Genomic DNA, 26,158 nt, shown 5'->3' on the forward strand with positions numbered 1-26,158 from the left:
GGATTCTGTAACAAGATTTTTGGGCAAGTCTTAATCTTTTTTTCACATGGGTTTCACCGGCTGCCGACGCGCGCCTCTTTACCCTCGCGACATCGAATCACAATGGTGTATCCCGGCGAGGCGGCTTGATGTGGAATTGAGACTGAGTCTGTTCGGGATAAAACGCTCGATCGATCTGAGCCGTTTGGCCCGTTATCGAAACGCTGCAGTCGTGCTGGCATCTGCCTTGTTGGTTATTCCGCTGACCGTGTGGCTGTTGCGACCCGCCGCCGTCCCAGACCTGGCCCATGGCAATGTGGCGGGTGCCCGGGCGTTGGCGACCGGGTGGGCCAAAGGCGACATGATCGTGCTGGTGCGCCACGTCGAGCGTTGTGATCACTCCACGGCCGCCTGCCTGATCGGCAACGATGGCATCACCGATCGCTCCCGAAGCGTGGCGGTGAGTGTCGGCGCGCAGTTCGAGCATCTGGGGCTGGATCGGGCCGACATCTACAACAGCCCGGTGATGCGCACGGCGCAAACCGCCGGTTACATGTTCAACAAGGTCGGCGTCGGCGAAGACTGGTTGGTCCACTGCAGAGACAACATGCTGCGCGATGCCTTGGCGCACAAGGTGGCCGGACGCAACCTGATTCTGGTGACCCACAGCGAATGCATGGCGCAACTCGAAAAAGATCTCAAGTTATCGACCGAGACCTTGGGTTATGGCGCTTCTCTGTTCATCTCCGCCAAAAAGTCTCAGCCGCCGCGCATGCTCGGTTTCATCGAAGCCTCCGACTGGCATTCGGTGACCACTGAATGAGCCTCACCATCATCCCTCTGGATCAGGACGTACGATGCTGACTGCTTCCCGTTACCGCTTTTACTGGGTGAACTTCGGTATTCCGCTGGCCTGCGCGGTCGTGGTGTTCCTGTTGTTTGACATGACCAAGATAGACATCGCCTTCAGCGATCTTTTCTATGATCCGGCCACACGGTTGTTTCCGTTACAGCATGTCCATCTGTTCGAAAAAATCACTCATAAATGGGCGCGGATCATCCCGAACTGGACTGGTGAGGTCGCGATGATTGGCGCTTTGCTGTCGTTTCTCTGGCCGCGACTGAAGGCTGAAAAACATTCGAAGATCATCACACTCCTGGAAAAAATCAAAGTCGCGCCGGTGCTTCGGTTCGCCAGTGAACACCGTCGGGACTTCCTCTATGTGGTGTTCGCGTTTTCCATCAGCACTGGCGTTATCCACTACCTCAAAGGCCACACCAGTGTGTATTGCCCGGTCGAAACGACCCAGTACGCCGGGAAAATCGAACACAAGGAGTGGTACCAGAATTTCGACCTGCTGAAAGTCGCAGGCGACGGTCGCTGCTGGCCGGGCGGGCATGCATCAGGCGGCTTTACCATGCTCGCGCTGTACTTTGTGGCTCGCCGCTACCGCTGGCGATATTCCAAAGCGCTGATGCACGGCTCGCTGCTGCTCGGTTTCGTCTACGGCACGACGCGGGTTCTACAGGGTTGGCACTACATGTCCCACACCTTCTGGGCCGGAATCTTTGTATGGCTGGCCTGTTTGCTGACGGCGTTGGCGTTCTATGGGCGGGCGCGGCTGGAGCTGCCGGTGCGACAGCAGGCTGAGCGACCTGTCGTTGAGCCATTTACGAGTTCACCCGCCAACGCGGAGATTTAGGCCGGGGGGCCGTTGAATTCCTGAGTAGCAGTGTCCTTCCTGGCACTGCTACTGTTTGATGCTACGGAGTTTGAATTCAAGGAAGATGCAATGGAGCTTTCGCTGACGGTGGGCACTCATACATTGAGATTGAGTGCCCCCGACCCCGAATGGTGTAAAGCGTTGCAGCATGCGCTTAACGCCAGTTTTACCACCCATTCCGAATTTCTGTCCTGGGCCAAACCCTACACCACCGAGGACGAGGCCCGATCGTTCCTCGCGCGGGCAGTCGATGAATTCAAAAGCGAAACAGGTGAGCGGCGGCTGTTTATCGTCGACGATGCGGCGCACACGATCATCGGCTGCATTGGTTTGAAGCCCCGGCGCCGCAACCGCTACGTCGTCGGCTACTGGGCCAATACCGAGTATTCGGGCAAAGGTTATATGCGTACCGCGCTCGAAGAGTTGATCAAAAGCCTGCCCGGTTTCACGTTTTACCTGACCACAGACGTCGCCAACGTGGCGAGCCAACGGCTGGCCGAAGCGGCCGGTTTTGGTTTGATCAGGAAGTGTTATCAGGCGCGGTGTTCGCAGCAGCATGGGGAGCAGGAATATTTGTATCGATTGAAATGCCTGCAGGAACTGCCGAAGGTTTCCCCTGCGCGGGCTATTTGAACTAACTGCCAACAAAACCGCAGACAAAAAAAAGCCCGCGGGAGCGCGGGCAAACCGTAGTTTCTTGAATGAGCGAGGCAATGTACAGGTTGGGGAGAGGTGGTGGGGTGAAGAAAAATTCATGTGGATGGGCCTTCGGCATGGCCTCTGAGTGAACGAAACACCCGGGAGTCGCAATAATGTTATGCATACGGTACATTTAAATATAAATGTCACGGTAAATGAACATGGATTATTCTCTGTTGATCTCCCGCTTAGGTAAGCAAATACGCGAAAAGCGTATGAATCGTGGCCTGACGCAAGCAAATCTCGCCGAACTCGCCGGGCTGACTCGGCAGAAAGTCATCGCAGTGGAGAAGGGCACTCTTTCTGTGAGCATGAGTGCTTATGCGCGGGTGTTAGGTGCTCTGGATTGCGAATTTGCTGTCATTCCGGCAGCCATGCCGACCCTGGAAGAACTTGGTGAGCTGTTTTAATGAAAATGACCTCGCTTAAAGTCAGTACCCCCGAAGGGAGCAGCGGCCGAATCCTCACCAGCGCGGAGGATTTCATTTTCCGCTACGACGAAGATGCATTACCCAACATGGCAATCAGCTTGACGATGCCCGTTCGCCCCGACGAGTTTCGTCGACGAGACCTGCACCCTATCTTCCAGATGAACCTGCCGGAAGGCTATGTGCTGGAGCAGCTACGTAATCGCCTGGCTAAAACCGTAAACGTTGACCCAATGTTGTTACTCGCTCTTTCTGGTAGCAGTTCACCCATCGGCAGGGTTCATGTGCGCTCGGAGGCGGTCGATGCCCTGTTGGGGGAGCAGACATTTGCGGGAGAAAAACTTGAAGAAATTCTGACGTGGGACGGCACGGAAGATATCTTTGCAGACCTGCTTGATCGCTACATCCTGCGTGCAGGTATTTCAGGTGTTCAACCGAAAGTCCTGGTGCCGGAGCAGCAGGAGTCGCGACCACGAATCACCTCGAAAACTTCCGATTTGATCATCAAAAGTGGCCGAGACGAGTTTCCAGGTCTGGCGATCAACGAGTTCCTTTGCATGTCCATTGCCAAGGAGGCGGGCATCCCCGTCCCGGAGTTTTTCCTCTCCGACAATTCCAAGTTGTTTGTGATGCGTCGTTTTGATCGAGACGACCAACTTAATCCACTTGGCTTCGAGGACATGGCAGCGTTGATGGGGCTTTCAGCCGATCAGAAGTACAGCAAAAGCTATGCAGCAATCGCCAAGGCGATTCGCCTGTTCTGCCCCGCGCAGCATCTGCGATCCTCCCTTGATCAACTCTTCGATAGCGTGGCGCTGAGCTGCATCGTCGGAAATGGCGACGCTCACCTGAAGAATTTTGGCTTGCTTTACTCGGAGCCTACGCAACGTGATGCGCACCTGGCGCCAGCTTATGACATCGTCAATACCACGGCTTATATACCGGAGGATGTATTGGCGCTGGATCTGGCGGGCAACAAGTCAATGTTTGCCTCGCGACAAGGATTGCTGGAGTTTGCGCAGACATGTGAAGTCACCCATCCGAAGGAGCGTATCCAGACACTGCTGGCTGCGTTGGAGGTGGTGTTGGAGCGCTATCCCCAGCATCGAGAGCAGGCACCTCATGTGGTCAGAGCGATCCAAAAAGCGGCGGCGCCATTTGTACTGACTTTTGGGTAGCAATCCATTTTCACGGGCTGAGCAAAAAAATGGGCGACCTCAATGAGGTCGCCCATTTTGCTTTTCTACGCAGAAATCTGCGTCTGTAACCGTCGCGTGTATCGATTCATGACAAAACCTTCATCTGATCAACGAGCGCGATCACTCAGTGAAAGACAGGAGGCTTGCCCACGGCCACCGACGCGTTCGGATCAAGGTTGTCCCGCGCTCGATTGACCAGAAGCTCGGTCAGCATCGTCAACTGCTGAAGCGCCAGCGCCACATTGCGCTGTGGCCCATCAAGTCGGTTGGCAAAGTCCAGAGTCATGACGTTGAGGGACGCCAGGGTTTCGCTGGCATGAGAGAGCAGGGTGAGCGTGTCGACGTCGGGGCGAACGCTGAAGATGTTCCTGTTCAGGTTGCGCCGGCGGGCGTTGACGGCGCGTTCGGTGGCTTGGGGACGTTGGGTGGGGTCGAGGGTTTCAGGCTCTGAAGTGGCCGTATTTTCAACTAAATGCAGGGTGATTTTTTTCATAAGGGCGTTCCATGAGGTTAGGGATCCTTACGCTATTTCGGGCTTGTCAAACCGTCCGCAGGGTTTACAGCGAAGCGTGAAGACTATCTGCCGGAAACGTTGTTCGCCAGTTCATGGAAGTCGCTACGGGTTGCGGGAAATTTCCCAGGATGACGTGGTTCTAATCTGTCAGAGAAATCCTTTTTTTACACAAGGCCGAAAGCGTGGCAACTCTGCGTCCATTGAGTCGACAGTAAGTTACAGATCATGAAACCTACTGTTGAGTCATCTAATGCTGTTCAATCCAAAAAAGGCACCTGCGATATGTTCGTCAGGTGCCTTTTTGTGTTGGGGTAACATGCTGGGTTCGTTACAACGCCGAAACCTGCATCTGTAACCTTCGCCCAACCACATCCAGCAAATCGCAGCCATCGCGTAGCGAAGTCACCAACACCCGCGCCAGTTCGCTGTGAACGCCTTCGTTCACAGCGAAACTCTCCAGCAATTGAGTCGCCGTGCGGATGCGGTAGGCCGCCGTTTCATGCAGCACGTCCAGCGGTGCTTCGGTGTCGATCAGCAGCGACGCAATGGTGCAGTCGATGCCGGTGACCGGCATGTATCGATCCATGACAAAACCTCCATTCGATCAACGAGCGTAATCACTCAGTGGCAGACGGGCGTGACCGCCGGCAGGGGCGAATCGAGGTTATCCAGCGCTCGGTTGATCAACATCTCGGCCAGCACGGCCAGTTGCTGAATCGCCAATGCCACGTTGCGATGCGAGCCTTCGAGCGGGTCGGCCAGATCGGTGGTCATGACATTCATGGAGGCCAGGGTTTCGCTGGCGTGAGCAAGCAGGGTGGGTGTATCCGAATCTTTCCAAGGGTGGCCAAAAAAGATCTCTATTTACTCGAAAGCGGGCAAGCTGAGCATGCCTCCTGTGGTGCGTTTGCCAAAGCCGCTGGGCATGAGAATTTTGTGCTGCTTCATCTCGGCGAGTACCGCCAACCATTCGGTTTTGCCAAAGCGCAGCTTCGTGTTGTTCCAGCTATGCATGACTTCGTTCACGATTGCTTCATCGGAAACTGGGCGGCCTTCAAGGATAAAGTCATTCCAGGCGGCATAGAGCGTCGCAGTCATTTCGCAACGATCTGTATCCCAGTTCCGCATTACTTACCCGGCTCAGAAAATCCAGCGGAGCGAGCAGACCGCCTGGATGAATGCGTACTTCGTATCCCGAGAGGTAAGCGATAGAGCTCGACCGTGTCTTATGTGCCACCCAAACAGGCTGATGGTGTGCGTCTGGTTGAGATCGAGCGCAACCAAAGCGCCCTCCAGAAGGACACTTTGGTTACGTCAGCACAGGTGTTTAAAGTCAGACAAACAGTTCCTGTACATTTTTCATCGCACTATCGGCAAAGCCCTGCAGGAAAGCTTCGAACCCCGATATGTCTTCTTTGCCTCCTGTGTAGGGTTCTCCAATGATGGTCCAGGTTGCCTGACTCTGTTTATCTCCTTTTGCAACCACCTGCATCACTGCCCAGAGGTTGCCGATGTTCAGTGAGGTATAGATCAGCGACCATGTCATGGTCATGGCTCGGTCGTCATGGGTGTTGAGTTGCTCAATCACCACATTACCGTCCTTGAACAGTTTCTTGCGTACCGAACGTACGCCCTCGCCGGTCATTTCGATATGGGACAACGCCGGGATGAACTTGGCGAAACCGGCGAAATCTCCGACGATCTTCCACACGCTGCGGGCATCGCCATTCACGGTCACGCTGGCGACGACAGGGTTGCCCACTGGGTTGCGGACCAGGGTATCGGGTTCAAAATGTTCCATGAGAAAGCTCCTTTTTTGTTCAGATGAAATCGATTTGCTTGAGGTAGTCACAGCCTTTTTGCAGCAGTGCACTGTTCTTGGCCGGGTAGTCTTCCCCCATGCTCTGGATGCCTGAGAGCGCATTGCGGTACTCGATCATCGAGATATCGCCGATGTCTTCTTCAAACCCATTGAGGTAAAAGCCGACCACGCCGAACAGCGCGTTATCACTATTGATAGCCGACAGGCGCTGCTGCCATTGCGTCACCGGGACCATCTGGAAGTCGTGACCGGCAACGCGAAACGCCTCCAGATAGTGAGTCCATGACAGGGGCTGCGGATTGTGCAGGTTGAACACCGCTTTGGAACGGTTATGGCGGCTGGCATGAAAGGCGATGAATCGGGCGAGGAAATCCACCGGCATCAGGTCGAAATTGAGTGCCAGTTCGGGCACTTCCTTAAGCTGCAATGAGCCTTTGAGCATCAACATCAAGCGGTTCTGATGCGGCTGGCACACGCCGGTTCGCGTATTGAACGCAATGTTTCCCGGGCGGTAGAGGTTGACCCAGACGCCTGACTCGCTGGCATTCCACAAAATGCGCTCAGCCACCCACTTGGAAAGGTTGTAACCGTTGCGAATGTAGATCGGCGGCGTGAAGGCCGGCGGCTCTTCCAACACCCGCCCCTGTTCATCCACTGTGCTTGAGGCTGACAGGGTGGAGATGAAGTTGAAAATCTTCTTGCTGCGCCCTTCACACAGTTGCAGGCATTCGAGCACGGGAGTGACGTTGTCCTTGACCAGCGACTCATAGTCGAGCACGTGGTTGACGTTGGCCGCGTTATAGATCAACACGCCATATTCACGGTCCAGCCATTCATAGTCGTGCTCGGATAACCCCAGGCGCGGCTTGCTGATGTCCGCCGCCAGCACTTTCACGCGGCTCAGGTCCAGATGCTCGAGACGGTTCTGGATCAGCGCCTGCTCGAAGCGCTGCTGGGCGCTCATCCCCGCCGACTCGCGAACCAGGCAAGCCACTTCGGTGCTGCCCAGTTCCAGCAGTGCCTCGACAATATGCACGCCGAGGAAACCGTTGGAGCCGGTCACAATGACCTTATGTATGTTTCCCAGCCGGCTGATCGGCAACACGTCCAGCTCAGGCCGGATCATCGCGTCTTGCAGCGCCTGGGGACTGACCGTAGCGGTGGCCTCGACGTCCTGGTCGATCAGGTTGGCAAGGTTGACCAGTGTGGGTTGTTCGATAAAACGGTTGATCGAGACCCCTTTGCCAAACGTCTCGCGAATGCCCATGAGCATCTGCGACAAAAGGATCGAATGACCGCCCAGGTTGAAGAAACTGTCATCTACGGAGATGTCCGGCCCGGGCAGGTCCAACAGCCTGGACCACAGCTCCAGCAACTGCTGTTGGGTGGCGTTCTGGGGTGCCAGGCGCGGTCCTTGGGTCTTGTAGTTGACCGGCAGGTCTATCAAGGCTTTGCGGTCGATCTTGCCATTGGCCGTGGCCGGCAGGTGCTCCAGCAGGCAGTAGGCGCTGGGGCGCATGTAGTCGGGCAAATGCTTGAGCGCGTAAGCCTGCAACTGTTCGCCAGCCACTTGGCCCTCGCCACTTTGGGGCTGGGAGAAAAACGCCAGGATGCGCCGCTGGTTATCGATGACCACCGCCAGTTGACGGAACAACTGGCTTGATTGCAGCAGGTGCTCGATTTCTTCCGGCTCGACCCGGAACCCGCGGATCTTCACCTGGTTATCCAGGCGCCCGATGATCTGGATGCCTTCCTGGGTCCAACGCGCCAGGTCGCCGGTACGGTACAGGCGCACCCGTTGACCGTCGGGCAACTCATGCAGACGGTAACGCTCGGCAGTCATTTGCAAAGCGCCCAGGTAGCCTGCACCTACGCCGGGCCCGGCGATGTGAATCTCACCGCTATCCGCTTCGCCTACCGGTTGGCCGTGTTCATCCAGCAGGTAAACCGAGGTATTGGCAATTGGCACGCCCAGGTTGCGATTGTTGTCTCCCGGCTGGAAGGTGCGGCAGGTGGCGAGCACCGTGGTCTCGGTGGGACCGTAAATATTGTGCAGCGTACAGTGGCCCACCAGTTGCTCGATCACATGGGGCTCGCATACATCGCCGCCCGTTACCAAATGCTGCATTCCGTACAGCGACTCAAGCGGAATGATGCTGAGCAAGGCTGGCGGCAAAAATGCATGGGTGACCTGCTCTTGCTGGATCAATTCGGCAAGCGCTACCGGGTCGCGGCGCTGGTCTTCAGTGGGCACGATCAACTCGCCACCCTGGATTAGCGTCGGGAAGATATCCAGCAACGAGGCATCGAAGTTGATGGTGGAAAACTGCAAGGCGCGACTGTGATGGTTCAGCTCCACATAGCGTGCATACCACGCGCAGAAGTGGCTCAGGTTATCGACCGTCAGCAACACGCCCTTGGGTTGCCCGGTGGTGCCCGAGGTGTAGATCGCCACACAGGGCGCCGAACCGGCCAGCGGTACTCGCAGCAGGCTCTGATCCGGAGCCAGGGCTACCCGGCTGTAACCCTGGGCGCCGTGGTGGAAGAAATCCAGGTGGCTGATGTCCAGGGTGGCCAGGCTCGGCAGTGGGTTGTCTGCCTGCGTCTCCTGGATCAGCAAGCTGGCACCGGCATGCTTGAGGATCGCCGCACGGCGCTCCGCAGGATGGCTCGGATCCAGCGGCAAGTACACGGCGCCACAACCCATCACGGCCAGGATGGCCGCATAGAGTGCCGTCCCTTTGGGCAACGAGATCGCGACCACCGTCAGCCCACCGGCGGAAACCTCGAGCAACGGCTGCAAGCGTTCCTGAATCGCCACGCTATAGGCATGCAATTGCGCGTAGGACATGCCACGCCCCTGCACTTTCAGGGCGTTGCGCTCGGCATTGGCCAGCAGGCTATCGGCCAGGCGTTGTAAAAAGGGGCGCTTGGCCTCCTCCAGGATCCCGGCGTTGACAGTTGCATTGTGGCGATGGCGCCAGGCCAGGCTGTCGAGCAGGGTCAGGCTCGACAGCCGGTCGATCGCCTGCACCGGCTCACGGGTCACCTCAAGATAGTCGGCACTGCGCGAGAAACGCCCAATGTGCACACTGGCCATCTCCACCACCTGCGCCACTGCTTCACGTGCCAGGTCGGCCCCGTTGCCGGCGGTATCGGCGCAGATCTCGCGACGCCCCAGCAACATCCAATCGCCATAGCCAGGACGCCATAGACAGTCCACCCGCACGGGCGCAACGACATCGCTGACATCGTGGGAGTGTGCCCGCAAAGACAGGCGGTGACACGATGGATAATGCGGGGATTGCGCCGTGCTGGCGTCATCTATCAGCAAGTCGGGCGCCGGTAACCGGCAAAGATCAATGGCGTTATCACTGGTCAACAAGTGGGCCGTGTGGCCCATCTGTTCCAGCTCTTGCGTAAGGCAGGCGAGCGCATGGCTGCGCCCACACAGAACGATATCAAGATGTCTCATTGAAGTTGTCCTCTAGCGCAGATAATCGGCGAGCGCTTCCTGCATGCAGGGAGCGTCGAGCAGGGCGCTGTGTTTGAAGAATCGGACGATGTTGCCTACCAGCGGGTGAGACGGCGTGATCGGAAAACTCATGCCTTCGACCTCCTTACGCAAGGCCATCTTGACCCCGGGGCTTACCGGCAGTTGCTCGATTAGCGCGAAATCAAACCCCTGCTGGATCTCATTGGTCAGGTACTCACCCAGGAACACCGGCATGATCGAGGCCAGCGCACGCTTGTCCTCCTCGCTCGCAGTGCTCCAGTAAATACGTGTCAACTTGGCCCAGAAGCCCGAATGTCGCCCCTCGTCAGCCAGGTGGTCTGCCATCAAGCCCTTAACCGATGCCTTGACCGAGTCGTCGCGGGCAAAGGCCGCGACATCATTGGTCAGGGTGTTTTCCGCAATGGCGACACAGATCAACTCGACGGCCGCCTTGAGGTGCTCGGGCGCCATGGCCAGTGCCTTGGGAATCGAACGGCTGAGTTCGATTTCCGCCGGCAAGTCAATAGGTTCGATGCCGGTCAGCTCGATGGTCTGTTGCATGTAGTCCATCGCCACGAGGGCGTGATAGTCCTCATCGACCACTACGGTCATCGCGTCATATCGACAGGCAAACGGGAAGCGTATGGCGAAGTTATCTTTCGCAATGCTCCTGGCAGTCTTGTCGACAATTTCGGTTTCAAAAATCACTACATCATTAATAAATTTGTACAAGCTTTGAACAAGTACAAAGTGCTGCAAGTGAGCGCATTCCCGTATAAATGTCGCGCCCATGACCAAGGGCTGGCGGCTGATCGGGAATATCAACTTTCCATCATCTTCCAAACGTCGTCTTGGACGCGTACGAATGGTCGCACGCTCCTCCCATGACTCGGAAAATGATTGGTATTCTTCAGCTCTCATGAATCTTTCCCTTTGTTCATGACTATCAGTAGTAATGCACTTCAAACAACAGGCATCCGTCCTTTGAATTAAACGGTCCGTGCTCGGTGTGTGCCGCCCTGAAGAAGTAACTGCCGTCGCGGTAGGTTTTCTCGGGACGATCCTTACTTGCCAGCTCGGTTTGGTCGCCCTCAATCAAATACACTTCTTCGTGATAATCATGGGTGTAGATTTCACGCGTGCCGCCCCCTGGATGGAAACGTACCAACCGCGTGCGAACACCGGTTTTCGTCACAGGGTCCAGCGTGTCCTTGAATACCGTCAGGGTAATGTCGCGTTCTGACTTCACCTCAAACCATTGGGCCTGGTCAGCCTCGATGACTTCGAAGTTCATGCTACGCACTCACTGACAGTTTCGCGCATGGCCACACGCAAGTTGTCCCAGAGGGCCAAGCGGCTTTGCACCGCCGCGATAGCCGACACGTAGACTTCGTCCTGGCGCTGGGCATCGCCATTGACCAGTCGCGCCAACAAGCTTTCCGCCGCAGGGCCGTGGTCTTCCGAGTCGACCTCGATGTGACGCTGCAGGTAGTAACGGAAGGTGGGCGCATCGTCTGCGGTGATGTCCCAATCATCGAGGATTCGCTGGAACATTTCGGGGATGACGCTTTCACGGCCATGCAGGAAGGCGGCGGCAACACAGTGGGTGGTGGCGTTGATAGCGGTTTCGATGGTGTCGGTCACGAAGGCAGAGGCTGCCAAGCCGGCGCCGCAACGCGTGAGAGCCGATTGCAGGTCGACGCCGTCGCGCATCAGTTTGACAAAATGTTCGATTTTGTCGGTGCTGGCGCCCACTTCCCGCATAGCGTGCAGGTAGAGTTCGAAGTGGCTGTAATGACCGCCTTGCAGGTTCTGGTCAGACTCCTCGCCGAGGATGATCTCATTGATCAGGTGAGCGGCCGCCGGGTCTAACGGTGGCAGCCAAGGCAGGCGAGTACAGGTCAGGTCCTGTTGCAGGCGCTTGGCCAGGGACATGAAATCCCACACCGCGAACACATGGGTTTCCATAAAGGCGCGCAGCACCGGCAAGGAATTGATTTCAGCAAAGATCCGATGATTGCCCAGTTCTACTTTCTTTGCGTTCAACAGCGACTTTTTATCTTCCATATTGCGCTCCTTATCAGGCTTTAGTTAGGTCTGGCCGCGCAAGACTTACCTGCTTATCATTTTTCAGGCATAAGCAAGCCTGTCTTGCCATTGCTGGCCAGCATTTAAGTCTTATTCAAATCAGTTATAGGCTTATGCTTCGTTAGCGCAAAACCTCAGCCACCGAAGCAAGGCGAAACTTAGAGTAAGCTCATGATGTTCAGCAAGTGTTTTTTAGAAAATTAATACAATTTAATTCTTAACTATAAATACGCAAACAACAGAAGCCCGACCAAAGTTAATAACATCAACTTCGTCAGGCAATAGTTGGCCGGCACCCCATTCGGAGTGCAAAAAACCTATATGTCGTTGCTAAGTTAGCAATCAATCAATCCATGAAGAGGCCTTCGCCTTTTCTCCATTCAAGTTCCCTCTTGCTCGCTGACAAAGACCCGTTCAGTGCTGGCGGGCATAATCTGTTCAATTCTTCGCTTGTTGACGTAATGCCAAGGCCGCCACACCACACAAGATCAATGCGATACAGGACACATAGAACGCATCGCTATAGGCCATCAAGTACGCCTCACGACGCACGGTGTGGATCAAGCCCTCCAGGACCTGCTGTTGGGCAGGTAACAGTTGGTTGAAGATGAAATCTTCGCTGCCGGCCATGCTGGCGCGCAGGCGTTCCTGCAAGGACGGGGAAAATAGCGTGATCGACTCCCCCACCCGTTCGGAGTGAAAGCGCTCGCGCATGGCGACGATCTGCGTCAACCCCGCGGTGCCCACCGCCCCGCCAAGGTTGCGCAGCATGGAGAACAAAGCGGAAGCGGAACCGGCTTCATCTTTGGCCAAGCCGGACACCGCCAGCACCGAAAGCGCCACCATGATCAGCGGCTGTCCGATGCCTCGTACCACGGTGGAAGGAATGATCACATTGGCGGCGCTATCGACATCCAGGTGCGCGCCGAGGTAACACCCCACGGCCATGATGAAAAAACCGCTGGCGACCATCAGTTTCGGGTTGAGCCACTTCATCAGGCGCGGCATGAACGGCGCCAGCACCAATTGCACCATGCCGTAGGCGATCAGGCTGACGCCGATTTCCCGGGCGTTGTAGCCCTGCAACTGGGAGAGGTAATTGGGTACCAGGAACACCAGGCCGAAGGTAGCCCCGCCGAAAATGAACATTGCCGCGCTGGCCACCCCGAAGTTGTAGCTCCTGAGCAGGCGCAGGTTGATGAAGGAGCGGCTGCCGTACAGCTGCGACAGCACGAAGTACACTAGGGCGATGCCGGCGATCAGTGACATCCACACAATGAAATCAGAGCCGAACCAGTCCTTGCGCCCACCTTCTTCCAACACGATCTGCAAGCCCCCCAGGCCGACGATCATGGCCAGGATTCCGCCCCAGTCGCCGCGCTTGAGCAGGCTCAACTGCATGGGCTTGGCATCGATGGACCACGCCACTGCCAGCAACAAGAGGATGCCGGGGGCCAGTTGCAGGTAGAAAATCCAGCGCCAGGAATAGGCATCCGTCAGCCAGCCGCCTATGGACGGCCCGGCGGCCTGGGCAACGCTGTTGGACAGCGCGAACAAGGCCATGCCCATCGCAATCTTGCTGGGCGGCAGCTCGGTGATGATCAGCTGGAATGACAAGGGGATCAGCACCGCGCCAGCGGCGCCCTGGATCACCCGAATGATGATCATCACTTCCAGGTTGGGTGCCCAGGAACAGGCAATGGACGCCACTAGGAACACAAACGAACCCACGAGCATCACCCGGCGCAGGGAAAATACCTGGACCAGCCAGGCGGTCAGCGGAATCATCACAATTTCTGCGACCAGGTACGCGGTGGAGATCCAGGAGCCCTCCTCGAAGGTCGCCCCCAGGGAACCCTCGATTTCCGGCAGCGCGGCGCTGGTCACATGCACGTTCATACCGGCCATGAAACAGCCGAACAGCCCGCCGATCACTGCCACCCAGGCGCGAAAGGAGACGGTCTTTTCAGCGACTTCAGTCATGTGCCGCGCCCTGGGTAGCTGGCCGGGTATCAACGGTGGTGATCACCGACATGCCCGGCAGGATAGGCCCGCCCTCGTAATGCTCATCAATGACGATTTTCACCGGGAAGCGCTGCACGATCTTGGTGAAGTTGCCGGTGGCGTTATCCGACGGCAACAGCGCGAACACGGCCCCCGAACCTGGAGAGAAACTCACCACATGGCCCTTGAGCTTGCGTCCCGAATAGCTGTCGACGCTGATATCCACCGCTTGGCCGGCGCGCATGTCGCGCAACTGGGTTTCCTTGTAGTTGGCCACCACATAGGCCTGCTGCAAGGGCACCACTGCCAACAGCGGCAACCCTGGTGCGACGTATTGGCGAGTGCGCACTTTGCGCTGCCCCACGACCCCGTCGATAGGCGAGCGGATCAACGTGTCCTCCAGCGCATGAGTCGCCAGGTTCAACTGCGCATCGGCCTGGCTGCGCCGGGCAATCTGTTGTTTGAGCGAGGCTTCGGCCAATTGGCGCCGAATGATAGCAACGGTCAACCGGGTTTCCTGTTGACGTTGCATGGCCTTGGCAATTTCCACCGCGGCGTTGGCCTGGGTGTAGCTGGCGGCCGCCGATTCCAGACGCTGGGCACTGGCGGCGTGTTCACGTACCAAGCCTTCGTAGCGGCGCTGGTCGAGGCTTGCGCGATGCAGCTCGGCAGCCACGCTGCGGGTGTGAGCCTCAGCCTGGGCCACGCCGGCCTTTTGCTGGGCGATCAGGCTGTCGGTGACTTGCAGGTTGACCTGTTGGGCGGCGACCGAGGCCTGGGTTTCCGCCAGCTGCGCACGCGCCTCCGCCAAGCGGGCCTGGTAATCGCGGTCCTCGATGCGCACCAGCACATCTCCGGCCTTGACGGGCTGATCATCCTCCACCAGCACCTGGGCCACATATCCGGAGACCTTCGGGCTGATGGGAATCCAGTCGGCACGCACATAGGCGTCATCAGTCTGTTCCAGGTAACGCCCCACTGTCATCCAGTACACCCCGAACACCCCCGCTGCGATCAACAGCACAACGCCTCCCAGCAGGATCAGGTTGCGTTTGCGGCGTTGCTTGCGCGCATGCATGAGTTGCTCGACCACATTCTCCTGCTCGTCCTGGACAGCGGTTTTTTCATCGACAGCGATATTCATGGCTGGGTACCGGAAAAATTGACGGAAGCACCGCTGAGCGCAGCGGTCGGGGTAGCGGAAGAGGAAGACTGCCAACCGCCGCCAAGCGCGCGAAACAGGCTGATCTGGCGCTGCAACAGCTGGCCATCGGCATCGGCGCGCGTGGCCTGCAAGCGGATCAGCTCACGCTCGCTGTCCAGCACGTCGAGAAAGTCGATAGAGCCGGCGTTGTAATTGAACTGGGCCAACTTGTAGGCCTGGCGGCTGCTGTCCAGGGCCTGGCTCAAAGCGGCGTGGCGCTGACGCTCGCCGTCATACAACGCAAGGGCCTGGCGTACATCCTTAAGGGCCTTGAGCACACTGGCCTCGAATTGCGCCACTTCCACCTGCTCCAACGCCCGGGCCTGGTTGACCCGCGCGCGATTGGCACGCCAGTTGGGGAATTGCCAGGTAATCAGCGGGCCGATGCCAAACATCATCGCGCTGCTGTCTCCCAGCTCATGGGGTTTGTTGGCGGATGAGGACACTGAAGCGCCAATGGTCACCTTCGGATACAGGTCGGCCTGGACGATGTCCACTTGCAGCGTGGCCGCCTGCAGCGCTCGCTCGGCCTGACGGATATCTGGGCGGCGCGCGAGTAATTGCCAGCCGTCGCCCACCGGCAGTTCGGCATTGAGTTGCGGTACGACCTCACAGGTGGCAGCGCCAGAGCCTTGTTCCAGGTCGGCCAAGCCGGTCAGCATCGCCAGTTCGTACAGCGCAGCTTGCCGGCGCGCCTCCAGCATCGGCAGCAGCGCCAAGGTTTCGCCCTGTAGCGCCTGCATGCGGGTGTATTCGAGATCTGTAACCATACCGGCCTGACGCTGGCGGTCGGTCAACTCCAGGCTGTGCCCGACAACTTCCAGCGAGTGGCGCTGGACCTTCGCCCGTGCCCCCAGGGCGCAGGCATTGACATAGGCGCGAGTGGTTTGCGCCACCACCGTGATGCGCAATAAGTCTTCGGCATCCTGCGCCGCGGCCGCCTGAACCTGGGCCCGTTCGATGCTACGCTGGACCTGGCCCCAGACGTCCATTTGATAAGCAAGTTCAAAGCCTGGGTTGAACGCCCACTGTGACGGCGCATGGCTATCGGTCGCCTTGGCCAGGGTCTGATCATCAGCCGTCTTGCCGTACTCGGCGCCCAGTGACGCCTGGGTCGACGGCCAGCGCTCGGCATCGGCCTGCACGATTCCGGCCAGCATCGATTGCACATGGGCCTGGGCCGCCGCCAAGTCGCGGTTGTGCAGCAATGCCTGCTGCACCAGCGCATCGAGTTTCGGGTCGTTGTACAACCGCCACCAGCGCTCGGGTAACGCTTGAGCCGAGACACCTTGGGGCAGGCGGCTTAGGGCATTAATGCGTTCCGGGTGCGGCTGTGCCGGCGTATGGGTGACCCAGGGGGAACAACCCGCCAACAGCACCACCGCTACGCCAAGCAGCGAAAGACGTCCATGCCGTGGGGAAAAGGAAGGCGAACCCATCGAATAAATCCAGAATGCCAAGTAGAGACGCAGGGTAAAAGAGCTACGGGCTGCGCATCTCCCGAGTTCCAGACAACCATCGTTTCGATTGGGACAACGTGCCTGCGGACCGCTGCATTGCGCTCGCCTGCACGCCGGGCGCGCGCAAAAACATGGCCCTGCCTGGAGGCGGGCCATGTTCGATTGGGTTGTGCTATCGCCGGGGGAGAATCAGACCAGGCGGCAGTTGCTCGGGGTATAGCCCATGGTGCGCTTGAACATCGCGGTGAAAGCGCTGGGGCTCTGGTAGCCATGTTCCAATGCCACTTCCAGGATGGATACACCGCAGGCCAACCGCCGCATGCTGAGCAGCAAACGAGTGCGCTTGCGCCACTCGCCATAACTCATGCCCAACTCTTTCTGGAACAGCCGGGCCAGGGTGCGCGAACTCATATTGAGTTGCACCGCCCAACTCTCCAGTTTCGACTCCTGGGAAGGGTTGTCGATAAAGTCGGCACACAGCGACTTGAGCCTCGGCTCATCCGGGATCGGCACATGCGCCAGTACCCTTTGCGCCCTGTCGAGCTCCGAAAAAATCAGATCGACAATCTGCACGTGGCGTATTGACGCCGGTTCACTGTCAGGCTCATCGGCCGCTGCGATAATCAGCTCACGCAGCAGCGGCGAAACCTTGAGGACGTGGCATTCCTCCGTCAACGTTCGGTGCGCACCCGGTGAGATCAACAAGGTGCGCATGCGCACCTCGCCAGTCATGCGGATCTGGTGCTCCACCCCCGAAGGGACCCAGAGCGCATGCCCGGAAGGAACCACCCAAGTGGTCCCGACGACCGATACCAGCATCACACCGTTAATGGCATAGACCAGTTGACCCTCTTCATGCCGATGCGAAGCCACTATATCGCCGTGACCATAGTTACCGGCGAGCGACGCCAATGCGGTATGCACGTTCATCTCACGAAGGCACCGCGACGCTCACCACGCTGAGTAGGCCCAGGCGCGATGCGCGGTTGACGGCACTGGTCACCGCCTTGAGGGAAGCCAGCAAGCTGCTGCCATCGCGGGCGGCACCGAACAGCAACTGGTTGCCCACGCGGATTTCCACATAGGCCAGTGCTTCGGCTTGGGCCCCGTCACGGGTGGCATGTTCGTGGTAATCAGCGATATCGAAGTGAATGCCGCGCTGGGCAAAGGCATCGACCAGCGCCGCCAGCGGGCCGTTGCCCTCGCCGCTCAAGTCGATGCGCTGCGCACCGTGTTCAAGGGTGGCTTCCAGATAGGTTACATCACCCTCGCTGACCAGTTTTGGCACCCGCAACGCGTAAGGCTTGCCCTGTTCCAGGTAATGCCGGGTGAAGCAAGCAAGGATCATCTCACCGCTGATTTCCTGGCCGGAGCCATCCGCCTCCTGTTGGACCAGGCTGCTGAATTCCATCTGCAAGCGACGCGGCATTACGATGCCATGCTGCTCCAGCAAATAAGCCACGCCACCTTTGCCCGACTGGCTATTGACGCGGATCACCGCTTCATAGCTGCGGCCCATATCGGCGGGGTCGATTGGCAGGTACGGCACTTCCCAGATACCGTTTGGATTGGCCTGGCGTGCCGCAAAGCCTTTCTTGATCGCGTCCTGATGCGAACCGGAGAAGGCGGTGAACACCAACTCGCCGGCGTAAGGGTGGCGAGGATGGGTCGGCAACTGATTGCAGAACTCCACTTCACGCTGGACATGAATGATGTCCGAGAAATCCAGCCGAGGGTCGATGCCGCTGGTGTAGAGGTTCATCGCCAGCGTCAGGATATCCACGTTGCCGGTTCGCTCACCGTTACCGAACAACGTGCCCTCGACACGCTCAGCTCCGGCCAGGCACGCCTGCTCCGCGGTGGCAACGCCGGTGCCACGGTCGTTATGGGGGTGGACACTGATGACCACGCTGTCACGGCGGCTGAAATGCCGGCAGAACCATTCGATCTGGTCGGCGAACACATTGGCAGTGGAGACTTCCACCGTTGTCGGCAGATTAAGGATCATTTTGTTGGTCGGGGTAGGCCCGAAAGCATCCGTCACCGCCTCACAGACCTCGAGTGCGAAATCCAGCTCGGTGAAACAAAAGGTTTCCGGGGAATACTGGAATGTCCACTGCGTACCGGGATTATTGTCCATGTGACGCTTGATCTCACGCGTCGCTTGGGTAGCGATCTCGATGCAGCCGTTACGGTCCACACCGAAGACAACGTCGCGGAAGACCGGAGCGGTCGCGTTGTACACATGCACAATCGCCCGGGGGACGCCCTTCAACGCCTCGAAGGTGCGCTCGATCAGATGACTACGCGCCTGTGTCATCACTTGAATCGTGACATCGTCGGGAATCGCACCACTGTCGATCAGCTCACGCACATAGTCGAAATCGGTCTGGGAAGCGGCCGGAAAACCCACTTCGATTTCCTTGAAGCCCACCTTGACCAGTAACTCGAAGAAACGGCGTTTGCGCTCGGCATTCATCGGCTCGATCAACGCTTGGTTGCCGTCGCGCATATCGACGCTGCACCAAGTGGGGGCAAGCGCCTGGACATTGCCGGGCCATTGGCGGTCTGGCAAATCCACGGTTTTAAAATGACGATATTTGCTGGAAGGATCCTTGAGCATCATGGGGGTTCTCCTTTTCGACTGTTCACCACCGTTCGTTAGATCCAACATTAAACGAAAGTCGATAATACCAATTGCGTATTTACGCGCAAAAAGTCTAAATGCCGCACTTAAATCTCGCCTAACTGATTTTTTTGGTGATTTACATCACTATCACAAGAATTTCTGCAAAATATTGGCTGCAGTGCACCCGCGAACTCGCTGTATCTTTTTCAAAATATCTTCCCCTTTGCACGGTAGTAGGTGGGTAAAGGTTCAATGCTGTGATTACTGCAGTCGGCCACGCGGCGGCAATAGCGTGCGAATGCCACAAATTTGCCACATTCACCCCGCTAACTGGGGCGAAAGCCCGCTAACCCCAGCTGACACAACCCATTGATTTACCGCTAACCCCTGCTAACGTATTGACTCTAAACGTCGACTTTTAGGACTCGCGGGCCAGTTCACGGTACTCGGTCTGACCGCGATGTCTTCGGGGGGGCAGGACAATGTCGGCGAGGCGTTCGCCGTGCAAGCGCAGCATCAGCAGTTCGAACAGATGATCGATCAGGCTGGCGACGCGACTGACAAACTGGCTTTTATAAGCAATGAACGCCATCAGCACACCGATGCTGAACTGGTTGTTCATTACCAGGTTTGCCCCCAATCCGAGCGCTAGTAGATTTTCCAGTCCGAAAATTAGGCTGTTAAGTTGTGTGTAGATCAATTGCAGCTTCTGGATTCGCAAGCCGGCGTTGATCTGGCCCACGAGCAGCCCCAGCCAGGCAGAGCGTCGCTCGCCCTGACGCTGGAAAAGTTTCAGGGGGCGTATGCCTCGTATCGTTTCCAGGAAGTGGCTTTCCTGTCGTGCCGCATGGATGATCGCCTCCTCGCTTGCCAGGCGAGCTGGTTCTCCTGCTCATGGTGCTGCCACCGAGGAATTGACCGCCTTCGTCATGCTTGGCAGCCCATAACACAGGTTTTTTATGAGTGCTTCGATGGTGGGCTCGGTGGCGATCAGCCTGGGCTGGACGGGTTCGGATAGTTCACAGATTTTATTAGGTCAATGGTTGGGGCCGATAATCCAGCAGAGAGCGCGGTGGATCGCATTTTTCGCACAATTGCATCGACAACAATCTCCTTATGAGGTCAGTTTTTCCTCGCTCCTTGGGAAGAAGCACGACGATGTGTCGTAGTCTCAGCGCTCTTGAACTTACTCAGGATCGCCGCTAACTGCGCCTCGTGAGGCGTTGGTGTACCCCGCGTTCGACTAGCGATCAACCGGGCCATTGGGGAATGCAATTGACGTAGAAGACCTTGGATCTCGGTGGCTCTAGATAGATTTTTTACCGTTTGTAAGATCGCCAAGCGAGCCACTGCAAACGTTGCTGCGAAGCCTTCCCGACCGCAGCGGCTTTGGCGGAAAAGCATGATCGAAACTTGTGGTGGCGACGGCCGCCAGTTTGTCGCCTCGCCCGTGGTCAGAGACGACGAGGGTTGTCGCCGCTGTCGCTGTCGCCGCCGTCGCCGCCGTCGCCGCCGTCGCCATCAAGTTGACTCTGATTAACGAATCGAGACGACTTTCCGGCTTCTGTTTTCATGGATTGCTGCTATTGAAAAGTCACCCGTGGCCGCCTTTAGAATGTGCTCGCTCCACCAGGCCATCATTGGACGTCGACGCTCAATGTGGTCTGCGCGGTTGTATGCGCTTCGAACCTCATCTTTGTCGACATGAGCCAGGGCAACCTCGATCAGTTTGGCGTCCCATGCATGTTCGTTCAGGATGGTGCTCGCCATGGAGCGCATTCCGTAGCTTACGAGTCGCCCCTCAAACCCCATCCGTTTCAGCGCCATGTTGGCGGTCTGGCTGTTGCAATGGGTACGGGGATTACGGTCTGCGGGAAACACGTACTCCCTGTGTCCGCTGTAGGGCTTGATGGCTTCCAGGAGCGCCAAAGCTTGCTCCGTGAGCGGGATGATGTGTGTGCGACGTTTCTTCATTCGCTCCGCTGGGATCGTCCAGATCTTCTTCTTGAGGTCGATCTCAGACCATCGGGCAGTCGCAGCTTCTGCTGGTCGAGTCATTATGTGGAGCTGCCACTCGATGAGGCACCGGGTGGTTCTTTTGATACTGGCGTGGGCAATCGCCACCATGAGTTCATTGAGCTCATCGGGGGGCAATGTCGCCATGTTTTTCTTCTTTGGTTTTTTGAAGACCGATCGAATTCCGCTCAGGGGGTTGGCATGAATGAGTCCGTAGTTCACCCCGTAAGTCATGATTTCGTTGAGGCGTTAGGTCAGGCGCTTGACCGTTTCCAAGCTGCCTTTGGTCTCAAGTGGCCTAAGCAACTTGATGACCTGAGGAGCGCTGATTTCAGAAATTGGTGTTGCGCGTAAATCCGGAAAGACGTGCAGCGTGAGCGATCGCCAAATGTCTTCAGCGTAGGCGGTTGTTACGGAGTCTTTCTTCAGTTCAAACCATGCTGTCGCCAAGTTTTGAAAGGTGTGCTCTGTCGCGGCTTTTTTCGCTTGGCGATCTGCATCGCGCTGCTCTTTGGGGTCCAGTTCTTGGGCGACCAATTCCCTAGCCTCAACGGTGCGTTTTCGCGCTTGAGCCAAGCCGAGTTCTGGGAACGTCCCCGACGTAGTTGAAATTCCACAGCCTTGAACCATTGGTTCGGACTCGCAACTGAAGGCCATTGCCGTCGGTCAGTGTGTAGTCCCTGTCCTTGGGCTTGGCGGCTTTGATTTTCATGTCTGAAAGGCGTGTGGCTTGGGCTCCCATGGGTACTCCAACGCTGTTTGTGTATTCCAAAATTTACCAGCCACAGGCTTGGAATACGCCTTGGAATACATTTCAAAATGGATCTGCGTGAAGTGCAGTGGAGCCCGATGGCGCTGAAAACCCTGTATTTACTGGATTTCAGGCACAAAAAAAGACGTCCGTGGACGTCTTTAGATGATGAAGTGGTGGGCCGGGGTAATCTGAACTGAGTTTTTAGGTGTTTGATTTAATTGATTAATATTGGTTTGTAAATTTCTTTGGAATACCGATTGGAATACCGAGAGAAGCTGGAATGAGCAATATGCTTCGTTTCCGTATCTTGCAAAGGACGGCCAAAAGGGTCATCTGTTTATTCGAAGCCGGGCAAGCTGAGCATGCCGCCTTTGGTGCGCTTGCCAAAGCCGGTGGGCATTAGGATCTTGTGTTTTTTCATCTCTGCGAGTACCGCCAACCATTCGGTTTTGCCAAAACGCAGCTTGGTGTCATTCCAGCTATGCATGACTTCGCCCACGATGGCATCATCGGAAATCGGGCGGCCTTCAAGAATAAAGTCGTTCCAGGCGGCATAGAGCGTCACAGTCATTTCGCAACGATCTGTATCCCAGTCCCGCATTAGTTCGATGACCTGCTCAATGGTGGCCTGCTCAGCGACCGACCAGGCGTTGCTATATGCCTGCCGATGCTGCCCTGCTTGGGAAAGTGGGCGGTAAGCATGGCCAACCGTCTCGCGCTCGATGCGCTCATACCACTGATGGGTTTGCATCTCACCTTCGACCTTATTCATCAACTGGCGATCGTGGGGGCCGGCGGCGTCGCGCAGGTAGTAACCTTGGATAGCGGCAAGCTTGGCTGCGTGTTCGGCCAAGTAAATCACCTTCTGCAACTTGCGTTGACCGAAGGTGCGTTGGCTGTGCAGTCGATGAGTGACCTCTGCGGCTAGGAGGGTGCGGGCTACTTGCCTATCCGTGACAATAGGAATTTGTTGGGCATCTTCAGCGAGGGAGCGTTCGACCAAAGTGCTGGCCAACTGTTCGTTCAACAGGCGGGCCTGGGTGAGGCGGGTTTTGAGTTGGTCGCAGAGGGCCATTAGTTGGTCGACTTTAGCGACGATGCGGTGTTGTTCTGCGAGGGGAGGCAGCGGCAGTGCAATTTTCTTCAGGTCGCGTAGATAAATTGCAGGCTGCGCCGTAGATCCCGATGCATTAACTAGCTGGCGAAATGAGTCAGGTGATTTAAGGGCAATCGATAGAAAATCACTGAGGACATGCTCAGATGGCTTGATCAATATCACACTACCTAAGAGACAAAATCTCTCACGTACATTGACCTTGCACATTCGTCCAACAGTTGCCCCGCGACTAACTATGAGTAAATCACCGTATTGAGGGTCGCATCTTTGTAACGCCTTTTTTGCGGTCTCTTCAGAAATGAACAATGGATTTTCCAGCGAAACCCCATCATCTCGAATGTCTTTAGCCGACAGAAAATAAACACCTGTTTTTTGCGTATCTGGCTTGAAGTGTTCGCCATCGGTAATTTTCATCGAAAACTCTTCAGGCTTTACCCATGCCCAAGCTCGCGGCAGCAAGAATGGGCGTTCTTCATCAACGATCTCGTCCAGAGGCTTATGCTTTTTAAGTTTCCCTTCCGCCACCAGCCGCGCCTTTTCCTCAGCAATCCGCTTAAGCAGCTGACTGGCCGGCTCATCGCTGGCATCTTGCGGAACCAATTTGCCCATCACGGCCATTTGCAGCAGGGTTTGTTTGAGGGCGTCGATGCTGGGTTCGGTGGTGAACAGGGTATGGAAGTGTTCGGCCAGGCGTTGCCAGTTGGCGGCGAAGTCGGTGACGCCGCTGGCTTGGGTCAGGCTGTCGAGCAGCGCTTGCACCAGTTGTGCATGGGCGCTTTCGGCGTCGGCCTGCTGGGCTTCCAGGCGGTCGGACAGGGCCATCAGTTCATCGACTTTGGCGACGATGCGGTGTTGTTCGGCGAGTGGCGGAACCCCCACGATGATATCGGCTAAGACACCTTGACTAAGCGCAGGCACAGAAGTCCCTGCTTGATACCTAGTCAGATCAATCGAAGACAAAAGGAGGTACAAATAATCTGACGACAAGGTTCCGTTTGGAGTTAGGCCGAGGCAATTGTTATCAATTGCCGTTGGCTTGACTAGCAAGCGCCGTTTATTAGTCGCAATAGCTCCGCCAATTTTTGGAAAAACAACTGTTCCTGCAGGATGAACATTAACTCGAAGCCGCGAAGCAGTGATTTCATCTATGGAGTTGTTTGCAGTGAGAATGAATCGCTCGTTACCTGAGAGGTTCATGTCACTGACTTTGCAAAATGGAATTGGCTGATCTGTTAGCCCCTGTTCTTGCGTGGGAAATCCTGAGCCGACAGCCCACTCTCCGACATGTCCCAGCCGACTAAGAACCCAGCTGATGGGGGCGGCGAAAGGCTTTTCGTCTTCTGTAATTTCTGCAAGTGACTTTGTTTTTTTGAGGTTTCCTGAGAGTGCCTTTTCCTCAGCAATCCGCTTAAGTAACTCACTTGCTGGCTCATCACTGGGATCTTGCGGCACCAACTTGCCACGCACCGCCAGCTCCAGAATCAGCTCGCGCAGTTTTTTGATGCCATTGGGTGCACCGGCCAGCAGCGGCAGATTGTCGGTGAGCAACGCTGTCATACCTGGCGCTCCAGGGCTTCGGCTAGCACGGCTTTAAGTTGGTCGCGCAGGTCGCTGATTTCGCCTTGCAGGCTGGCGTAGTCGCGCAGCAGCTCGTCCGGGTCGTGGCTGACTTGTTCGCCGATATGCGGGTTTTTGCAGTCCAGGTTCCAGTTGCGCCCTTGCAGCTCTTCGACGCTGACCTTCCAGGCAAACTCGTTCTCCACCCGTGCGGCAAAACCATCGGCCTCGCTGCCCCACCAGGCCTCTTCCACGGCGAATTCTTCGATTCGCATGGGGCGGGTCTTGGAGTAGTTCTTAACGCCGGCCGGGTACGGGTGCTCGTAGAACCACACCTGTTTGGTCGGTGTGCCTTTGGTGAAGAACAGCAGGTTGGTTTTGATGCCGGTATAGGGGTTGAACACGCCGTTGGGGAGGCGAACGATGGTGTGCAGGTTGCACTCGGTGAGCAGCTTTTCCTTGATGCGGCTTTTGATGCCTTCGCCGAACAGAAAGCCATCGGGCAGCACCACGGCGGCGCGGCCTCCGTCTTTAAGCAGTTGCATGATCAGCACCAGAAACAGGTCGGCGGTTTCGCGGGTGCGGAAGGCGGCGGGGAAGTTGGTTTCGATGCCGTCTTCTTCCATGCCGCCGAACGGCGGGTTGGCGACGATGCAGTGCACGCGCTCACTCGGGCCCCAGCTGATCAGCGGTTTGCTCAGGGTGTTGTCGTGGCGGATCTGGCTGGGCACCTCGATGCCGTGCAGGATCATGTTGGTGGTGGCCAGCAGGTGCGGCAGCGGCTTTTTCTCCACGCCGAAGATGCTGGCCTGCAAGGTGCGTTCGTCTTCGGCGGTTTTTACATAGCGGCTGCGTTTGTGCTCGATGGCGCAGGTGAGAAAGCCGCCGGTGCCGCAGGCCGGGTCCATGACCTTCTCGTCCAGTTTTGGGTCGACCATGCGCACCATAAACTCGGTGACCGGGCGCGGGGTGTAGAACTCACCCGCGTTGCCGGCGTTCTGCAGGTCGCGCAGCAATTGCTCGTAGAGGTTACCGAACTCGTGGCGCTCCTGGGCTTTGTTGAAGTCCACGCCTTCCTGAATTTTGTTGACCACCTGGCGCAGCAACTGGCCGGATTTCATGTAGTTGTAGGCGTCTTCAAACACGCTGCGCACCACAAAGGCCGATGGCGTGTTGCTGTACTCGTGCAGGTTCTGCAACTGGGGGAACAGGTTGTTGTCGATAAAGTCCTTCAGCGCGTCGCCGGTCATGCCTTCCGGGTCGGCGGCCCAGGTACGCCAGCGGCAGCTGTCGGGAATGGGCGAACGGTAGTTGTCATCCATCAGTTCCCATTCAAGCTCGCGGTCATCGAAGATCTTCAGGAACAGCAGCCAAACCAGTTGGCCGATACGCTGAGCGTCGCCGTCTACGCCAACGTCTTTGCGCATGATGTCCTGGATGGACTTGATGGTGGAGCTAATGGACATGA

Annotated in this window: 21 protein-coding genes and 3 pseudogenes; 6 read left to right on the plus strand and 18 right to left on the minus strand. The window is 57.0% G+C overall.

Annotated features, from left to right (window positions below):
- The first annotated feature begins 130 nt into the window (after positions 1–130).
- The 5 genes from IB250_RS27935 to IB250_RS27955 all read left to right on the plus strand — a co-directional run bounded on the left by IB250_RS27935 (position 131) and on the right by IB250_RS27955 (position 4,008).
- On the plus strand, positions 131–802 hold the full coding sequence (locus tag IB250_RS27935) for a histidine phosphatase family protein (RefSeq protein ID WP_192346889.1): 672 nt from the start codon (positions 131–133) through the stop codon (positions 800–802).
- 34 nt (positions 803–836) lie between these two features.
- Positions 837–1,682, plus strand: a complete 846-nt coding sequence (locus IB250_RS27940) for a phosphatase PAP2 family protein (protein ID WP_192346891.1) — start codon at positions 837–839, stop codon at positions 1,680–1,682.
- A 90-nt stretch (positions 1,683–1,772) separates the two neighbouring features.
- Entirely contained in the window at positions 1,773–2,336 is a 564-nt protein-coding gene (locus IB250_RS27945) for a GNAT family N-acetyltransferase (protein WP_192346932.1), read from the plus strand.
- 227 nt (positions 2,337–2,563) lie between these two features.
- Positions 2,564–2,812, plus strand: a complete 249-nt coding sequence (locus IB250_RS27950; RefSeq protein ID WP_032830757.1) for a helix-turn-helix transcriptional regulator — start codon at positions 2,564–2,566, stop codon at positions 2,810–2,812.
- Positions 2,812–4,008 (plus strand): type II toxin-antitoxin system HipA family toxin, encoded by a 1,197-nt coding sequence (locus tag IB250_RS27955; protein ID WP_192346893.1) that lies wholly within the window; start codon positions 2,812–2,814, stop codon positions 4,006–4,008. The genes IB250_RS27950 and IB250_RS27955 overlap by 1 nt, the downstream gene beginning before the upstream one ends.
- Before the next feature lie 145 nt (positions 4,009–4,153).
- Here the strand turns inward: IB250_RS27955 and IB250_RS27960 are convergent, their stop codons facing one another.
- The 16 genes and pseudogenes from IB250_RS27960 to IB250_RS28035 all read right to left on the minus strand — a co-directional run bounded on the left by IB250_RS27960 (position 4,154) and on the right by IB250_RS28035 (position 22,004).
- Entirely contained in the window at positions 4,154–4,522 is a 369-nt protein-coding gene (locus IB250_RS27960; RefSeq protein WP_192346895.1) for a DUF6124 family protein, read from the minus strand.
- A 349-nt stretch (positions 4,523–4,871) separates the two neighbouring features.
- Positions 4,872–5,129: a hypothetical protein gene (locus IB250_RS27965; RefSeq protein WP_007900566.1), complete on the minus strand. Its 258-nt coding sequence runs from the start codon at positions 5,127–5,129 to the stop codon at positions 4,872–4,874.
- 35 nt (positions 5,130–5,164) lie between these two features.
- Positions 5,165–5,377, minus strand: a pseudogene (locus IB250_RS27970) (DUF6124 family protein); the annotation flags it as partial.
- Between the two features lie 30 nt (positions 5,378–5,407).
- A complete protein-coding gene (locus IB250_RS27975) occupies positions 5,408–5,641 on the minus strand; it encodes a hypothetical protein (RefSeq protein ID WP_225603910.1) in 234 nt (77 codons plus the stop codon).
- Between the two features lie 235 nt (positions 5,642–5,876).
- Positions 5,877–6,344: an SRPBCC family protein gene (locus IB250_RS27980; protein ID WP_192346897.1), complete on the minus strand. Its 468-nt coding sequence runs from the start codon at positions 6,342–6,344 to the stop codon at positions 5,877–5,879.
- A 19-nt stretch (positions 6,345–6,363) separates the two neighbouring features.
- Positions 6,364–9,840 carry an amino acid adenylation domain-containing protein gene (locus tag IB250_RS27985; RefSeq protein ID WP_192346899.1) on the minus strand — a complete coding sequence of 1,159 codons (3,477 nt, stop codon included), beginning with the start codon at positions 9,838–9,840 and terminating at the stop codon, positions 6,364–6,366.
- Between the two features lie 12 nt (positions 9,841–9,852).
- Positions 9,853–10,782 carry a diiron oxygenase gene (locus IB250_RS27990; RefSeq protein WP_192346901.1) on the minus strand — a complete coding sequence of 310 codons (930 nt, stop codon included), beginning with the start codon at positions 10,780–10,782 and terminating at the stop codon, positions 9,853–9,855.
- Between the two features lie 25 nt (positions 10,783–10,807).
- The gene (locus IB250_RS27995; RefSeq protein WP_057450903.1) at positions 10,808–11,155 is read right to left on the minus strand and encodes a DUF4437 domain-containing protein; all 348 of its coding nucleotides are present in this window, start codon (positions 11,153–11,155) and stop codon (positions 10,808–10,810) included.
- Entirely contained in the window at positions 11,152–11,928 is a 777-nt protein-coding gene (locus IB250_RS28000) for a DUF3050 domain-containing protein (RefSeq protein ID WP_192346903.1), read from the minus strand. The genes IB250_RS27995 and IB250_RS28000 overlap by 4 nt, the downstream gene beginning before the upstream one ends.
- 459 nt (positions 11,929–12,387) lie before the next feature.
- The gene (locus IB250_RS28005) at positions 12,388–13,932 is read right to left on the minus strand and encodes an MDR family MFS transporter (RefSeq protein WP_192346905.1); all 1,545 of its coding nucleotides are present in this window, start codon (positions 13,930–13,932) and stop codon (positions 12,388–12,390) included.
- Positions 13,925–15,097: an HlyD family secretion protein gene (locus IB250_RS28010; RefSeq protein ID WP_192346907.1), complete on the minus strand. Its 1,173-nt coding sequence runs from the start codon at positions 15,095–15,097 to the stop codon at positions 13,925–13,927. Before IB250_RS28010 ends, IB250_RS28005 begins: the two co-directional genes overlap by 8 nt.
- Positions 15,094–16,596 carry an efflux transporter outer membrane subunit gene (locus IB250_RS28015; protein WP_192346909.1) on the minus strand — a complete coding sequence of 501 codons (1,503 nt, stop codon included), beginning with the start codon at positions 16,594–16,596 and terminating at the stop codon, positions 15,094–15,096. Before IB250_RS28015 ends, IB250_RS28010 begins: the two co-directional genes overlap by 4 nt.
- A gap of 210 nt (positions 16,597–16,806) precedes the next feature.
- Positions 16,807–17,547 (minus strand): AraC family transcriptional regulator, encoded by a 741-nt coding sequence (locus IB250_RS28020; protein WP_192346911.1) that lies wholly within the window; start codon positions 17,545–17,547, stop codon positions 16,807–16,809.
- 1 nt (position 17,548) lies between these two features.
- Positions 17,549–19,243: a 2-isopropylmalate synthase gene (gene leuA, locus IB250_RS28025; RefSeq protein ID WP_192346913.1), complete on the minus strand. Its 1,695-nt coding sequence runs from the start codon at positions 19,241–19,243 to the stop codon at positions 17,549–17,551.
- 478 nt (positions 19,244–19,721) lie between these two features.
- A pseudogene (locus IB250_RS28030) lies at positions 19,722–20,129 on the minus strand (ABC transporter transmembrane domain-containing protein); the annotation flags it as partial.
- A gap of 653 nt (positions 20,130–20,782) precedes the next feature.
- Positions 20,783–22,004 (minus strand): annotated as a pseudogene (locus IB250_RS28035) (integrase domain-containing protein).
- A 77-nt stretch (positions 22,005–22,081) separates the two neighbouring features.
- Here IB250_RS28035 and IB250_RS28845 point away from each other — a divergent pair.
- Positions 22,082–22,213, plus strand: coding sequence for a hypothetical protein (locus tag IB250_RS28845; RefSeq protein WP_263864807.1), 132 nt, complete (start codon positions 22,082–22,084; stop codon positions 22,211–22,213).
- Positions 22,214–22,353: 140 nt separating this feature from the next.
- Here the strand turns inward: IB250_RS28845 and IB250_RS28040 are convergent, their stop codons facing one another.
- Both IB250_RS28040 and IB250_RS28045 read right to left on the minus strand, forming a co-directional pair.
- Positions 22,354–24,690, minus strand: a complete 2,337-nt coding sequence (locus IB250_RS28040; protein ID WP_192346914.1) for a restriction endonuclease subunit S — start codon at positions 24,688–24,690, stop codon at positions 22,354–22,356.
- Positions 24,687–26,156, minus strand: coding sequence for a type I restriction-modification system subunit M (locus tag IB250_RS28045; protein ID WP_192346916.1), 1,470 nt, complete (start codon positions 26,154–26,156; stop codon positions 24,687–24,689). The genes IB250_RS28040 and IB250_RS28045 overlap by 4 nt, the downstream gene beginning before the upstream one ends.
- Between the last annotated feature and the right edge of the window lie 2 nt (positions 26,157–26,158).

The sequence above is a fragment of the Pseudomonas sp. PDM09 genome, from assembly GCF_014852305.1.
In the GTDB taxonomy this organism is placed as follows: Bacteria; Pseudomonadota; Gammaproteobacteria; order Pseudomonadales; family Pseudomonadaceae; genus Aquipseudomonas.